A 14,683-nucleotide genomic window follows, 5' to 3' on the forward strand; every position below is an offset into this window, starting at 1 on the left:
GTTCCCGACACCGGCGCAACTTGATCGTCACATCGTTCTCATGCGTCCACGGCCGCTGATACACCATTGGAGTCGGCGGCAGGGGGTCCGCTTGAATGTCACCACTATTGGGCCGGTACTGGTCACTGGCCAGCCGGTCGATAGCGAATCTCAGCCGCTTCACCGGAGCCCGCCACGTCGGTCGCGGTCCTGGGAGTAGAGATCATCGCCGTAGGTCATTCTCCGACTTTCTTTTGGGTACAGCGATCGGCGCCTTGTGGGTCCGCCACCGGTCGTTCTCACGAGAGCGGCGCTTCGCGCCACCATTTCCGCACGCCCTCCAGGTCGAGGTGGAGGGAGCCTTCCATGCTGTGGGTGTACATGAGGAGGGTTTCGCGGTCGGTGTCGCCGGTGAAGACGGTGACGATGCGGGTGTAGGTGAAGCCCGCATCCTGGCGGTCGAGGGTGTAGTTGGTGTACGTCTTCGATCCGTGCGCGTCCTCGGAGCGCTTGTTGCTGGGGAGTGCGGCGACGACCGCACGGACATCGGCGGCGGACCGGTACCGGTAGAACTCGTAGTAGGGCGGGTTGAGGCTGTTCGGACCGACACCGTCGCCGCTGTAGCAGAACCAGGCTTCGGTCCAACTACCGAAGTCTGGGCGCTGCTGCATGTTCGAACTCTCGGTACTCCGGGTGGTGCGCTTGTCGCACTTCGCATTTCGGAAGCCTGGATCGAATCGGTCGGCGGGCACCATGCCGGGAAACTCTTGATGGACGAGGTCGACGTCGGCGGGGTCCTTCGAGCTGTTGAGCGCCACCGCTGTGGCGACACCGCCGACGGCGAGCACCGCGACGGCGGCCAAGACGGCGAGCAGTACGAAGGGCGAGCGTCGTTGCGGCAGAGCGCCGATCGGCATCATGCCGCCGCCCGGCCCCGGCGCCATCCGTGCCGGAAGCACGTGTCCGTGTCCCATCGGCGCCCAGCTCGGCGCCGGAGCAACCGGCGCGTTCCCCATCGGTACCCGGTTCGGCGCCGGAGCAACCGGCCCGTGCCCCATCGGTGCCTGACCAGCCGCGAAGTACGGCTGGGGCGGTGTCACCGCCGCGCCACCGGTCGCCACGCCCGCAAGCGCCTGCCGCGCCGCTTCGGCGAATTCCCCACAGCTACCGAATCTTTGCTCGGCCCGCTTCGACAACGCCCGCGCGAGCACACCGTCCAACGCGGCGGGCAGACCGTGCCGAAGACTGCTCAACGGAGGCGGCGGCTGCTGCAAATGCCCTTGGATGACGACCGCGGGATTGGTGGAATCGAACGGAACCACACCGGCTAGCAGCCAATACAGCGTGCAAGCCAGCGAATACTGGTCGGTGCGGCCGTCGAGCGGCGCGCCGGTGAGCTGTTCCGGAGAGGCGTAGGTCAGGGTGGCGGTGAAGGTGCCGGTCTGGGTGAGGTGACCGGCGTCGTCGCGCAGGCGCGCGATGCCGAAGTCGGTGAGGAAGACCCGCTCCTGGTCGACTCCCGCGCGGGCGAGCAGGATATTGGCGGGTTTGACGTCGCGGTGCAGGATGCCCATGCCGTGCGCGTAGTCCAGCGCCTTGGCGGTCTCGGCGACGATCCGTACGGCGCGTTCGGGCGCGAGCGAGTTCGGGTCGGCTTCGGCGGCGTCGGAGCCGTCGACGTACTGCATCGAGATCCACAGTTGCGAGTTCTCGATCCCGCGGTCGTAGACGGTGACGATGTTGGGGTGGTCCAATTGCGCGACGAGATCGGCCTCACGTTCGAAGCGTGCGCGAATCTCGTTGTCGGCGAACATCTCTCGATTGAGCAGCTTCAGCGCGGTCCGCCGCGGCAGCCGTGGATGCCTGGCCAGATACACCGAGCCCATGCCACCGCGACCGAGCTGTCGCTCGATGACGTAACCCGCGAAGACCTCCCCCTCCTGCAGCACGCCGCGCCCCCTCCTTCGTCCATCCACCGGCAAGCGTGCCGATGCTACCCCGATCGAGCGACCCGGAAGCCGACGTCATCGATCCGAAACGTCGGATAGCTCCGCCGCCGCACCGACGCACGGCAGCTCCAGTGCTGGTCCGACCACCCGCCCCCGCGCAACACCCGATACTCCCCGTACACCTCGGCGTCGTACACATCCCAGCACCAGTCCCAGGTATTACCGAGCGTGTCGTACAAACCCCAGGCATTGGGCGCTTTCCCACCGACCTCGTGCGCGCGCCCGCCCGAATTCTCGCGATACCAAGCGATCTCGTCGAGCTCACCGTAACGCGGACCGGAAGTGCCCGCGCGGCAGGCATATTCCCATTCCGCCTCGGTCGGCAAACGATAACCGTCCGCCGTCACATCCCATTCCACAGCCGTCCCGTCCACCCGATAGGCGGGCGCGAGCCCCGAACGTTCCGACAGCGCGTTGCAGAAACCGATCGCGTCGAACCACGAAACGCTCTCCACCGGAAGGCGATCCCCCTCTGCCGAACTCGGCCGCAGCCCCGTGACCGACAGGTACTGCTCCTGCGTCACCCCGACTTCGCCGATTCGATAGGGCGCGAGATCCACCGCCCAACTACGCTCGGTGCGCCGATCCGACAGCGTCACCCGCCCCGCCGGGATGCCGACCAGCTCGATTTCCGCACTCATGATCCGGCGATCGTAATGGTGACGGCCGAACCGAAGGCCGCCGGGAACCAGAGCGAACCCGCTCGATTCGCCGTCGGCCTCGCGCACGGCCGATGCGATGGCGCGGCAGACCGAGCCGGGCGGATGCGCACAGCACCCGCCCGGCACCGGAAAGTCAGCCTCGCACCGCCACCGCGTCGACCTCGAAAAGCATCCCCGGCAACGCCAATGCCGCGACACCGAGCAACGTCTGCGTCGGCGGCCGCTCACCCCAGATCTCGGCGATCTTCTTGCCGAGGACCGCGAGCTTGTCGAGATCGTGCTCGACGATGAACGTGCGCAGCTGCGCGACGTCGGCGTAGTCCAGCCCCGCGGAGCGCAGGGCGATGCCGAGGTTGGCGAAGGCCCGGTCCACTTGACCCGCGAAATCCTCGGTGGTGGTGTGGCCTTCGGCGTCCGAGTCGTACTGCCCGGCGATGAGCACCAGTTCCCCGGACACCCGCGCGACGTGGCTGTAGCCGAACCCGGTGGGGTCGTGCAGTTCGGCGGGATTGCTGATCTCGATGGTCATCGGACTGTCTCCTTCAATCTCTGATCGGGCCGCACCCAGACGACGACGCAGCAAGGCCAGGTGTGACAAAACAAAAGCGGCGCGGCGATCCCGATCGCCGCGCCGCCTACTTCAGGCCCTTGTTCAGAGCACCCACTTGAGGATCAGCGTGAAGATGCCGGTGACCACGGCCAGCACCACCGCGCCCGCGCCCCAAACGAAACCGTTACGCTCCCACGGCCGTCCGGCGTCCACCGAGAACTTGCCGGACCCGGTGAAGGCCAGCGTGGCGGCCACGGCGCCGAAGAGCAGCGGCATCTCCCAGCCGCCCTGGCCGAACAGGCCGGGGCCCCAGGTGGCGTTGATCGCGTTGAGCATGGTGCCGAGCACGATGGCCGCCGCCAGCGGGGTGAGCACACCGGCGACCAGCATCAGACCGCCGACGAGCTCGGTCAGACCGGCCAGCGTGCCGAACAGTGCGCCCGGGTTGTAGCCCATCTGCTCGAAACTCGCCTGGGTGGCCTCCAGTCCGTAGCCGGAGAACCAGCCGAACAGTTTCTGCGCGCCGTGCGCGGCGAGCAAGCCGCCGAAGACGACCCGCGCAATCAGCAGGCCGATGTCGCTCGAGACGCCGTCGAGCGAGCTGGTGGTCTTGATATCGGGCAATGCCGTGGACTTCGTGGTCATGCTGGTTCCTCATCCCTGCAACGTGGTGTGGACACGATCGTCAGTTTCGGCAACTAATCGGACCGTGGTCCGATTGTCACACAGTTTGTGCCAACTTCCGGTTCCGGGGATCTATTCCGGCTACTCGGCCAAGAAGAAGAAATATCCGGCGAAGATGACCAGCAGCGCCCACATGGTGGGATGGATCTCCTTGAACCGGCCGCGCGCCACCATCACCACGGGGTAGAAGATCATGCCCATGGCCAGGCCGTTCGCGATCGAATGGGTCAGCGGCATCACGATGACGGTGATGAACGCGGGCACCGAGTACTCGAGCCGATTCCAATCGATCTCGCCGAGCGAGCGCGCCATCAGAATGCCGACCACAATGAGCGCAGGCGCGGTCACCTCGGGTGAACCCGCGACCACCGCGAAGATCGGATAGCAGAACATCGCCAGCAGGAACCAGCCCGCGGTCGTCACCGCGGTCAATCCGGTCCGGCCGCCCGCCGAGACGCCCGCCGTCGATTCCACGTACGCGGTGGTGGTCGAGGTGCCGATGACGGCGCCCGCCATGGTGCCGACCGAGTCGGCGGCGAACGCGCTCGCGGCGCGCGGCAGCTTGCCGTCCATGTCCAGCAGCCTGGCCTGATTGGCCACGCCGATGAGCGTGCCGGAGGCGTCGAAGAAGTCGACGAACAACATGGTCAGCACGACGACGGCCATCTGCGCGGTGAACGCGTCGGGCAGGTGGATGATGGCCTGCCCGAAGGTTTCGTCGAGCCCGCGCGGCAGGGCAGCGATGCCGTCCGGCAGTTCCACCAGCCCGGTGACGATGCCGAGCGCCGCGGTGAGCACGATGCCGTAGAGCACCGCGCCGTGCCAGCCCTTGACCAGGAAAACCACGGTCACCAGCAGGCCGAACAGCGCGAGCAGCGTGGTCCCCGCGGTGAAATCGCCGAGCTTGACGAAGGTCGCCTCGCTCGCGGTGACGATGCCCGCGTTCTTCAGGCCGAGAAACGCGACGAACATGCCGATGCCCGCGCCCACCGCCAGCTTCAGTTGCAGCGGAATGGCATTGAGGATCTTCTCGCGGACCTTGGTGACGGCCAACACGAAGAAGATGACGCCCGACAGGAAGGTTCCCGACAGCGCGACCTGCCACGGAATGCCCATGCCGAGCACCACCGAGAACGCGAAGAACGCGTTGAGCCCCATGCCCGGGGCGAGCGCGATCGGGTAGCGCGCCCACAGTCCCATCACCAGGGTGCCGAACAGCGCGGCGACGGCGGTGGCGGTGAACACCGCCTGCATCGGAATTCCCTTGTCGCCCAGCGCGCCTTCGTCACCCAGGATCGCGGGGTTGACCGCGAGGATGTACGACATGGCCAGGAACGTCACCGTGCCCGCCATCACCTCGCGGCGCATCGTCGAGCCGTTCTGGCCGACGCCGAAGTAGGTGTCGAGGCGACCCCGGGTTCGGGTCAGCAGGTCGGTTGCCATGGGTTCTCCAGTCCTGGCGGTCGAGCAAGGGGATGCCGAGGACGTTAGCCGACAATTCACTGAACATCGGAGCCGGTTCGGGCCCCACCGCTCGAGGACACACGTGACACTGGTCACGCGTGCTTTCGCGGCCCGCTCCGGAGGCGGTCAGGCGCTCGGCGCGACCACCAAGCCGAGTTCGGCGTCCGAGGCGAGCAGGTCGTTGTGCGGGAGCACGCGGACCGTGTATCCGACTGCGCCGGAGACCGGCAGCGGTGTCTCCACCCGGAAGAACTCCACGCCGGAATCGGATCCGACGTGCGTCATCGGCATGGTGGTGACATCGGAGAGCTCGTCGGTGGGCGAGACGCGACCGATCACGGCCTGCACCACCACATCCGACAGGCTCAGCCCGCCCAGCTCGACACGCGCCGTGAGCGACAGCGGCGCGCCGATGATCGGTGTGTCCGGCAGCCCGGCGCTGTCCACCTGGATCACCTTCACCGACGGCCAGGCCGCCGCGACGCGTCCGCGATACTCCGCGGTCGCACGCGCGCCCGCGAACTCGTCGGCCGCCGCACGCCGCAGTGCGCTCGCGGCGGGTGCGTAGTACTCCATGGCGTAGTCCCGAACCATGCGGGAGGCCAGCACCTTCGGGCCGAGCGTCTGCAAGGTGTGCCGCACCATCTCGACCCAGCGCACCGGCATGTCCGCGCCGTCGCGGTCGTAGAACCGCGGTGCGACGGCGCGTTCGAACAGGTCGTAGAGGGCGGCGGCCTCCAGATCGTCGCGGCGGTGTTCGTCCGAGACGCCGTCGGCGGTGGGAATCGCCCAGCCGTTCTCGCCGTCGTACATCTCGTCCCACCAGCCGTCCCGGATGGAGAGATTGAGCCCGCCGTTGAGCGCGGACTTCATGCCCGAGGTGCCGCACGCCTCCAACGGGCGCAGCGGATTGTTCAGCCACACGTCGCAGCCCCAGTACAGGTACCGGGCCATCGACATGTCGTAGTCGGGCAGGAAGACGATGCGATGGCGCAGCTCGGGATCGTCGGCGAACCGGACGACCTGCTGGATCAGCGACTTGCCCCCGTCGTCGGCGGGGTGGCTCTTGCCGGCGACGACCAACTGCATCGGCCGCTCGGGATGCAGCAGCAGGGCGCGCAACCGTTCCGGATCGCGCAGCATCAGGGTGAGGCGCTTGTAGGTCGGGACGCGGCGCGCGAAGCCGACGGTCAGCACGTTGGGATCGAAGACCTGGTCGATCCAGCCCAGTTCCGCCGGGGCGGCGCCGCGCTCCAGCCAGGAGGCGCGCAGCCTGCGGCGCACCTCGTCGACCAGCGTGGCGCGCAACGTATTACGGGTGGACCACAGTTCGCCCAGATCCACATCGCGCAGCCGTTCCCAGCCGCGCGCCTCCTGGACCAGTTCCGCGCCGATGTGCTCGCGCGCCTTGTCGATCCACTCGCGCGCGGCCCAGGTCGGCGCGTGCACGCCATTGGTGATCGAGCCGATCGGCACCTCCGCCGGATCGAAGCCCGGCCAGAGCGGCGCGAACATGCCCCGGCTGACCTCGCCGTGCAGCTGGGACACGCCGTTGGCGCGCTGAGCCAGCCGCAGACCCATGTGCGCCATGTTGAACACCGACGGATCGGCCTCGCGTCCCAGCGCCAGAATGCGGTCCACGGAAAGTCCGGGCAGCATGGCGGATTCGGTTTCACCGTGCCCGCCGCCGAAGTAGCGGCGCACCAGCGGCATCGGGAAGCGGTCGATGCCGGCGGGCACCGGGGTGTGGGTGGTGAAGACCGTCCCGGCTCGCACCGCGGCCAGCGCGGTGTCGAAATCCAGTCCGCCCGCGACGTATTCGCGGATCCGTTCGACGCCGAGGAAGCCCGCGTGGCCCTCGTTCATGTGGAACACGTCGGGGTCCGGCAGGCCCGCGGCGCGAGTGTAGGCGCGCACCGCGCGCACGCCGCCGATGCCGGCGAGGATCTCCTGCTTGATGCGGTGGTCCTGGTCGCCGCCGTACAGCCGGTCGGTGACGGCGCGCAGTTCGGGATCGTTCTCGGCGATGTCGGAATCCAGCAGCAGCAATGGAATCCGCCCGACCTGTGCGATCCACACCCGCGCCCGCAGCACCTTGCCGTCGGGCATCGCCACGTGGATGAGCACCGGCGAGCCGGATTCGTGGTCGCGCGAGCCGTCGCTCGCGCCGCGGTCGCTGGTGAGCAGGCGCAGCGGCAGGCCCTGCGGGTCGAGCCTCGGGTAGTGCTCGATCTGCCAGCCGTCCGAGGACAGCGACTGCCGGAAGTACCCCGAGCGATACAGCAGGCCGACGCCGATCAGCGGCAGCCCGAGATCCGAGGCCGCCTTGAGATGATCGCCGGCCAGGATGCCGAGACCGCCGGAATAGTTGGGCAGCACCTCTGTGACGCCGAACTCCATCGAGAAGTAGGCGATGCCGCGCACGCCGTCCTCGTCGTTCTGGTGCTGGAACCAGCCGGGGCGGTCGAGGTAGTCGCGCAGGTCCGCGGCGGCCGCGTCGACCCGGCTCGTGTAGTCCGCGTCGGCGGCCAGTTCGTCGAGCCGGGCGGCGGGCACCTCCCCGAGCATGCGCACGGGATCGCGCCCGACCTCGCGCCACAGTTCGGGGTCGAGTTTCTCGAAGAGATCCTGCGTCGGCCAATGCCACGACCAGCGCAGATTCGTGGAGAGTTCGCCCAGCGCCGCGAGACGCTCGGGCAGATGGGCACGGACGGTGAATCGACGCAATGCCTTCACTCCGGGAACCCTACCGAACGCCCCGCTCCTCGGCCGCCCCGACGCTCAACCCCCTGCCCGCATCGATGTCCGACCTAGGTCACCCCGGCGCTCGGCCCGTGGGCCATCCCGGCATTCAGCCGCCGGCCACCCGCGACACTGGCCCCTCGGTCACCGCGCTCGATCCCCGGTCGCCCCGACGCTGGGCAATTCGGTCGCCCCCGCGCTCGGCCCCTCGATCCCCTCGGTACCGGATCTTTCGGCCGCCCGACATTCAGGCCCTCGGCCATCTCGACGCGCGGGCCCTCGATCCCCTCGCACCGGGCCTTCAACCCCCGAACCTCAACCCCTCGGTCACCCCGATGCTGGGCCCTTCGGTCACCTTGGCACTCAGCCTCGGCGCCGGGCCCGTCGGCCGCCTCGACACTCGACCCCATGGTCGCCTCGATGCTCGGCCCCTGGACCCCTCGGCGCTGGACCCCCGACGCTGGGCACTTCGACGCTCAGGCCAGCGATTTCCTCGATGCTGGGGCCCCGCGGCCGCCTCGGCACTCGGCCCTCGGTCGCCCCGGGGCCGTGGCTCACCGGTCGGCGAACTTCTCGGTGGCGTACTCGGCGCTGAACTGAGCGGCGTACTCCGCGCTCGGCGGGATCTCCGTGATCATGTCGATCAGCACGCCGCTCGGGTCGGCGACGATGAAGTGGCGTTGGCCGAAGTCCTCGCTCTTGATCTCGAGCTCGGCACGCAGTCCGCCGCGCACGACCAAGCGCTCCCATTCCGCGTCGACGTCGTCGACCTCGAAGTTCAGCAGCAGTCCCTGCACCGGCTTGCGGTAGGCCTCCGGGACAGTCGGGTGCGTGTGGTCGAGCAGCGCGAGCTCGTACTCGGGCTCGTCGGCGCCGCCGCGGCGGCGCAGGCTGACGTACCAGTCCGCCTCGAAGGTGATCTCGAAGCCGAGCCACTCGGTGTAGAAGTCGCGCGATTCCGCGAGCCGGGTGGTGCCGATGACGGGGTAGAAGCTGCCGAGTCTCATGTCCGAGCCTTTCACATACCGATGGTATGTGAAGTAAGGTAATTCGCATACCGACGGAATGTCAACGGAGAGGTTTCCGATGCCGAGCACCCTGCGCGCCAAGCAGCGCGAAGAGACCCGCCGCGCGCTGCTGCGCGAGAGCAGGCGCCTGTTCGCCGCGAAAGGCTATGGCGCCGTGGGCCTCTCGGAGATCGTCGCGGCGACGGGTGTCACCAAGGGCGCGCTCTACCACAACTTCGCCAGCAAGACCGAGCTGTTCCGCGCGGTCCTGGAGCAGGTGCAGCAGGAGGTCGGCGAACGGGTCGCCGCGGCCGCCGACCCCGCCTCGGACGCCTGGACCCAGCTGGTCTCCGGATGCGACGCCTTCCTCGCCACCTGCACCGATCCCGAGATCCAGCGCATCATGCTGATCGACGGCCCCGCGGTGCTCGGCTGGCACGAATGGCGGGCGCTGGACGAGGCCAACTCCGCCCGGCACCTCGGCGAGGCTTTGCGACTCCTGGTCGACACGGGCGTGCTCGCACCACAGCCGATCGCCCCGCTCACCCACCTGCTCTCCGGCGCGATGAACGAGGCCGCGCTCTGGCTCGCCACCGCGTCCGAGCCCGACGCGCTCGACCAGACCACGACCGCCTTGCGCGCACTGCTCGAGGGTCTGCGTGACGAGCGGGCGCAGTGAAAACCGAATCCACTGGCCGGACCGCTCCCGCCGTGCCACCATCGGCTGATGCCGCACTGGGTCGACGTGCTCCCCGAATTCCTCCTCGCCTGCCTGGCGCTCGCCGCGCTGCCCGGTCCGGCGACGGCCCTGTTCCTGCAACGGTCGGTGCGTGACGGCCGCCGCGCCGGACTCGCCGCGGTGGCCGGTAACGAGATAGGCGTGTTCGGCTGGACGCTGGCGGGCGGCGCCGGTCTGTCCGTCCTGCTGGTCGCGAACGCCGTGCTGAACACCGCGGTGCACGCGCTCGGCGCGGCGGTGCTGATCTGGCTCGGCGTGCAGGCCTGGCGCGGCGCGGGCCGCGACGACACGTTCGGCTCGACCATGACGGCGCGGCTGCCCGCGGGACGCACGCCCGCCGCGGCCTTCCGCGCCGCGTTGCTCTCGATCGCCGCCAACCCCAAGGCCGCGGTGTTCGGCCTGACGATCCTGCCGCAGTTCCTGCCGACCAGCGGACCGGTGCTGCCGACGGTGCTGATCCTCGCCGCGATCCAACTGGTGATCGACACCGCCTGGTGCGTCGGCGTCGTGCTCGCCGCGGACCGTGCGGGCGGCCTGCTGCGCCGCGCGCGCATCAGGCAGCGGGTGGAGCGCGCGCTGGGCGCCGCGCTGGTGGCGCTCGGCCTCGGCCTGGCCGCCGATGCCCGCTGAATCCGCATCATCGGCACGGCACCGGGTAGGTTGGTCCACGTGACCGGCCGCATCGCCATCGATGACACCGCCCCGTCCATCCCCGGCGGCCGCCCGGCCAAGGCTGTGGTGGGCGAGGTGTTCCCGGTGCGCGCCGTGGTGTGGCGGGAGGGACACGACGCGGTCGCCGCCACGCTCACGGTGCGCGCTCCCGGAGCGTCGCGGGCCACCCGGATACGGATGACCCCGGACTACGAGCCCGACGTCTTCAACGCCACCTTCGTACCGAACTCGCCCGGTGCGTGGACCTTCCGCGTGGAGGGCTGGAGCGACCCCATCGCGACCTGGCGGAACGCCGTGGAAGCCAAGCTCTCCGTCGGGCAGAGCGCCGTCGACTTGGCCAACGACCTGGAGATCGGCGCCCGGCTGTTCGATCGGGCGGCGCAGGCGCTGCCGAAGGCCAAGTTCGAGAAGCTGCGGTCGGTGGCGGCGGCATTGCGCAGCGACGAGCAGCTGCCCGCTCGCGTCGCCCCCGCGTTCAGCGAGGAGATCGCCGGGATTTTGCGCGACACCCCGCTGCGCGAACTGGTGACCAGGGGCCCGCAGCACACCGTGCAGGTCGAACGGCATCGCGCGCTGTACGGCTCGTGGTACGAGTTCTTCCCGCGCTCCACCGGCGGCTGGGACGCCGACGGCAAGCCAGTGCACGGCACCTTCGCCACCGCGACCAAGGAGCTCTCCCGCATCGCGGGCATGGGCTTCGACGTCGTGTACCTGCCGCCGATCCATCCGATCGGCGAGGTGAACCGCAAGGGCCGCAACAACTCCCTGTCCGCCGAACCCGGCGACGTCGGCTCCCCGTGGGCGATCGGCTCGAAGGACGGCGGGCACGACGCCGTGCATCCCGCGCTCGGTACCGAGGCCGATTTCGCCGAGTTCGTCGCGGCCGCCGGACAACTCGGCCTGGAAGTCGCACTCGACCTGGCGCTGCAATGCGCGCCGGACCACCCGTGGGTCGCCGCGCACCCTGAGTGGTTCACCACGCTGCCCGACGGCACCATCGCGTTCGCCGAGAATCCGCCGAAGAAGTACCAGGACATCTATCCGGTCAACTTCGACAACGACGCCGACGGCCTCTACGCGGAAGTGCTGCGCGTGGTGCGGCACTGGATCGGGCTGGGCGTCAAGATCTTCCGCGTCGACAACCCGCACACCAAGCCCGCCGACTTCTGGGAATGGTTGATCACCACCGTGCGGCGCACCGATCCGGACGTGATCTTCCTGTCCGAGGCGTTCACCCGACCGGCCCGCCTCTACGGCCTGGCGCGGCGCGGATTCAGCCAGTCCTACACGTATTTCACGTGGCGGGTGGCGAAGTGGGAGCTCACCGAGTTCGGCAACGAACTGGCCGCCAAGGCCGACGAGGCCCGCCCGAATCTGTTCGTGAACACCCCCGACATCCTGCACGAGAGCCTCCAGCACGGCGGGCCGGGCATGTTCGCCATCCGCGCCGTCCTCGCCGCCACCCTGTCACCGACCTGGGGCGTGTATTCGGGTTTCGAACTGTTCGAGCACCAGGCGGTGCGTCCGGGCAGCGAGGAGTACCTGGACTCGGAGAAATACGAGCTGCGCCCGCGCCCGTTCGCCGAGGCGCTGGCCCGCGGCGAATCGCTGGAACCCTGGCTGACCAGGCTAAACGAGATCCGCCGCGCCCACCCAGCCTTGCAACAGCTGCGCTGCTTGCACTTCCACTACGTGGACAACGACGCCCTGCTCGCCTACTCGAAGTTCGATCCGCTCAGCGGCGACGCGGTGCTGACGGTGGTGAACCTCAATCCCTATGGCGCCGAACAGGGTTTCATCTCGCTCGATCTGCCCGCCATCGGTCGCGAATGGCACGATCATCCCGTGGTCGTCGACGAGGTGAGCGGCGAGGAATACCACTGGGCGCAGAGGAATTACGTGCGCCTCGACCCCGCCAAGGCGGTCGCGCACATCATCGCGCTGCCGCCGGTGCCCGCGCCCGCGCGACAGGAACTGGCGTACCGGCGGTCGTTCCGATGACCCGCTCGGCCACCATCAACCGCCGCGATCTGATGCTGCTCGCGGCGGGCACCCATCACGACCCGCACACCGTCCTCGGCGCCCACCCGCACCCGGACGGGACGGTCGTGCGGGTGTTGCGGCCGCACGCCGATACCGTCGCGGTGCGTGTCGGCGGCATCGACCATTCGCTGAAACCGTTGGGGTACGGGATCTTCGCGGCGGTACTGCCCTACCCGGAGCTGATGGACTACCGCGTGATCACGACCTACCCGGACGGACAAACGGTGGTCGCCGCCGACGGTTACCGCTTCCTGCCCACCGTCGGCGAACTCGACCTTCACCTGATCGGCGAGGGCCGGCACGAGCGGCTCTGGGACGTGCTCGGTGCCCACCCACGCGGCTACACCACGTTGGACGGCCCGGTCGCGGGCACCTCGTTCGCGGTATGGGCGCCGAATGCCCGCGGCGTCACCGTGGTCGGCGATTTCGACGGATGGAGCGGCAACACCGCGCCGATGCGGGCGCTCGGCTCGTCAGGGGTCTGGGAGGTCTTCGTCCCGGACGTCGGCGTCGGCACGAAGTACAAGTACCGGGTACACGGCGCCGACGGACGCACCGTGGACCACGCCGACCCGCTGGCCTTCGCCACCGAACACCCACCCGCGACGGCCTCGGTCGTCACCGAGAGCCGCTACACCTGGGGCGACGCGGACTGGCTCGAACGCCGCGCCGCGACCGACCCCAACCGCGCGCCGATGAGCGTCTACGAAGTGCACCTCGGGTCGTGGCGGCCCGGCCTCGGTTATCGCGAATTGGCCGAGGAGCTGGCCGAATACGTGCGTGCGGCGGGCTTCACCCATATCGAACTGCTGCCCATCGCCGAGCATCCGTTCGGCGGCTCGTGGGGCTATCAGGTCACCTCCTATTACGCCCCGACGTCGCGCTTCGGCTCCCCCGACGACTTCCGCGCCTTCGTCGACCACCTGCACGGCGCGGGCATCGGTGTGCTGCTCGACTGGGTGCCCGCCCACTTCCCGCGCGACGAATGGGCGCTGGCCCGCTTCGACGGCACCCCGCTCTACGAGCACGCCGATCCCCGCCGCGGCGAGCAACTCGACTGGGGCACCTACATTTTCGACTTCGGCAGGCACGAGGTGCGCAACTTCCTCGTCGCCAACGCGCGCTACTGGATCGAGGAGTTCCACATCGACGGCCTGCGCGTCGACGCCGTCGCCTCCATGCTCTACCTGGACTACTCACGCCGCGAAGGGGATTGGGAGCCGAACGTGCACGGCGGCCGGGAGAACCTGGAGGCCGTGGACTTCCTGCAAGACCTCAACGACACCGTGCACCGCCACCACCCCGGCGTCATCACCGTCGCGGAGGAGTCGACCACCTGGCCCGGCGTCACCCGCGGCACCGACGTCGGCGGCCTCGGCTTCACCATGAAGTGGAACATGGGCTGGATGCACGACACCCTCGGTTTCCTGCGCAGGGACCCGATCCACCGCTCCTGGCACCACAACGAGATCACCTTCTCGCTGATGTACGCGTGGAGCGAGAACTACGTGCTGCCGATCAGTCACGACGAGGTCGTGCACGGCAAGGGCACGCTGTGGACGCGGATGCCCGGCGACGATTTCGCCAAGGCCGCGGGCGTGCGTGCGCTGCTCGCCTACATGTGGGGCCATCCCGGAAAGCAACTGTTGTTCATGGGGCAGGACTTCGGCCAGTTCCGCGAGTGGTCGCACGACCGCGGCCTGGACTGGGACGAACTGGACAATCCCCTGCATTCCGGCATCGCCGCCGCGGTCCGCGACCTCAACTCCGCCTACCGCGCCCACCCGGCGTTCTGGAGCCAGGACACCACGCCCGGCGGCTACTCCTGGCTGGAGGCCGACGACCGTGAGCACAACGTGCTGGCTTTCCTGCGCTATGGCGCGGACGGATCGGTCGTCGCGTGCGTGTACAACTTCTCGGGCTCGGTGCACGGTGAGTATCGCGTCGGGCTGCCCGTCCCAGGCGAGTGGAGCGAGATCCTCAACACCGACGCGGCGGAGTACGGCGGCTCCGGCGTCGGCAACTTCGGCGCTGTGAAGACCGAGGAGATTCCCTGGCACGGGCGACCGTTCTCGGCGAGCGTCGCGTTGGCGCCGAACAGTGCGGTGTGGTTGGCGGGGCCGTCCACCTGA

At 68.9% G+C, this 14,683-nt stretch carries 11 protein-coding genes; 4 read left to right on the plus strand and 7 right to left on the minus strand.

Annotated features, from left to right (window positions below; all coding sequences use genetic code 11):
* Nucleotides 1-278: 278 nt before the first annotated feature.
* The 7 genes from FB390_RS00005 to FB390_RS00035 all read right to left on the minus strand — a co-directional run bounded on the left by FB390_RS00005 (nt 279) and on the right by FB390_RS00035 (nt 9,097).
* Nucleotides 279-1,928 (minus strand): serine/threonine-protein kinase, encoded by a 1,650-nt coding sequence (locus tag FB390_RS00005; RefSeq protein WP_141807102.1) that lies wholly within the window; start codon nt 1,926-1,928, stop codon nt 279-281.
* 44 nt (nt 1,929-1,972) lie between these two features.
* Nucleotides 1,973-2,611 carry a formylglycine-generating enzyme family protein gene (locus FB390_RS00010; protein ID WP_221639376.1) on the minus strand — a complete coding sequence of 213 codons (639 nt, stop codon included), beginning with the start codon at nt 2,609-2,611 and terminating at the stop codon, nt 1,973-1,975.
* A gap of 172 nt (nt 2,612-2,783) precedes the next feature.
* A complete protein-coding gene (locus FB390_RS00015) occupies nt 2,784-3,179 on the minus strand; it encodes a RidA family protein (RefSeq protein WP_141807103.1) in 396 nt (131 codons plus the stop codon).
* A gap of 123 nt (nt 3,180-3,302) precedes the next feature.
* A complete protein-coding gene (locus FB390_RS00020) occupies nt 3,303-3,845 on the minus strand; it encodes a DoxX family protein (protein ID WP_141807104.1) in 543 nt (180 codons plus the stop codon).
* Between the two features lie 120 nt (nt 3,846-3,965).
* Nucleotides 3,966-5,327 (minus strand): NCS2 family permease, encoded by a 1,362-nt coding sequence (locus tag FB390_RS00025; protein ID WP_141807105.1) that lies wholly within the window; start codon nt 5,325-5,327, stop codon nt 3,966-3,968.
* A gap of 147 nt (nt 5,328-5,474) precedes the next feature.
* Nucleotides 5,475-8,084, minus strand: coding sequence for an alpha-glucan family phosphorylase (gene glgP / locus FB390_RS00030; protein WP_141807106.1), 2,610 nt, complete (start codon nt 8,082-8,084; stop codon nt 5,475-5,477).
* Nucleotides 8,085-8,644: 560 nt separating this feature from the next.
* Nucleotides 8,645-9,097, minus strand: a complete 453-nt coding sequence (locus tag FB390_RS00035; protein WP_141807107.1) for a VOC family protein — start codon at nt 9,095-9,097, stop codon at nt 8,645-8,647.
* 79 nt (nt 9,098-9,176) lie between these two features.
* Here FB390_RS00035 and FB390_RS00040 point away from each other — a divergent pair, with 79 nt between their 5' ends.
* The 4 genes from FB390_RS00040 to glgB are packed head-to-tail and all read left to right on the plus strand — an operon-like array spanning nt 9,177 to nt 14,683.
* The gene (locus FB390_RS00040) at nt 9,177-9,776 is read left to right on the plus strand and encodes a TetR/AcrR family transcriptional regulator (RefSeq protein WP_141807108.1); all 600 of its coding nucleotides are present in this window, start codon (nt 9,177-9,179) and stop codon (nt 9,774-9,776) included.
* 48 nt (nt 9,777-9,824) lie between these two features.
* Entirely contained in the window at nt 9,825-10,466 is a 642-nt protein-coding gene (locus FB390_RS00045; RefSeq protein WP_141807109.1) for a LysE family translocator, read from the plus strand.
* 39 nt (nt 10,467-10,505) lie between these two features.
* Complete coding sequence (locus FB390_RS00050) at nt 10,506-12,509, plus strand: alpha-1,4-glucan--maltose-1-phosphate maltosyltransferase (protein ID WP_141807110.1); 2,004 nt, start codon at nt 10,506-10,508, stop codon at nt 12,507-12,509.
* Nucleotides 12,506-14,683, plus strand: coding sequence for a 1,4-alpha-glucan branching protein GlgB (gene glgB / locus FB390_RS00055; protein WP_141807111.1), 2,178 nt, complete (start codon nt 12,506-12,508; stop codon nt 14,681-14,683). Before FB390_RS00050 ends, glgB begins: the two co-directional genes overlap by 4 nt.

Origin of the sequence: Nocardia bhagyanarayanae (assembly GCF_006716565.1) — a bacterium.
Classification (GTDB): Bacteria; Actinomycetota; Actinomycetes; order Mycobacteriales; family Mycobacteriaceae; genus Nocardia; species Nocardia bhagyanarayanae.

Bases quoted from the DNA above. Each gene is read 5' to 3' on its own strand.
- FB390_RS00015 (WP_141807103.1), bottom strand. From the start codon at position 3,179: ATGACCATCGAGATCAGCAATCCCGCCGAACTGCACGACCCCACCGGG.
- FB390_RS00020 (WP_141807104.1), bottom strand. From the start codon at position 3,845: ATGACCACGAAGTCCACGGCATTGCCCGATATCAAGACCACCAGCTCG.
- FB390_RS00025 (WP_141807105.1), bottom strand. From the start codon at position 5,327: ATGGCAACCGACCTGCTGACCCGAACCCGGGGTCGCCTCGACACCTAC.
- FB390_RS00035 (WP_141807107.1), bottom strand. From the start codon at position 9,097: ATGAGACTCGGCAGCTTCTACCCCGTCATCGGCACCACCCGGCTCGCG.
- FB390_RS00040 (WP_141807108.1), top strand. From the start codon at position 9,177: ATGCCGAGCACCCTGCGCGCCAAGCAGCGCGAAGAGACCCGCCGCGCG.
- FB390_RS00045 (WP_141807109.1), top strand. From the start codon at position 9,825: ATGCCGCACTGGGTCGACGTGCTCCCCGAATTCCTCCTCGCCTGCCTG.
- glgB (WP_141807111.1), top strand. From the start codon at position 12,506: ATGACCCGCTCGGCCACCATCAACCGCCGCGATCTGATGCTGCTCGCG.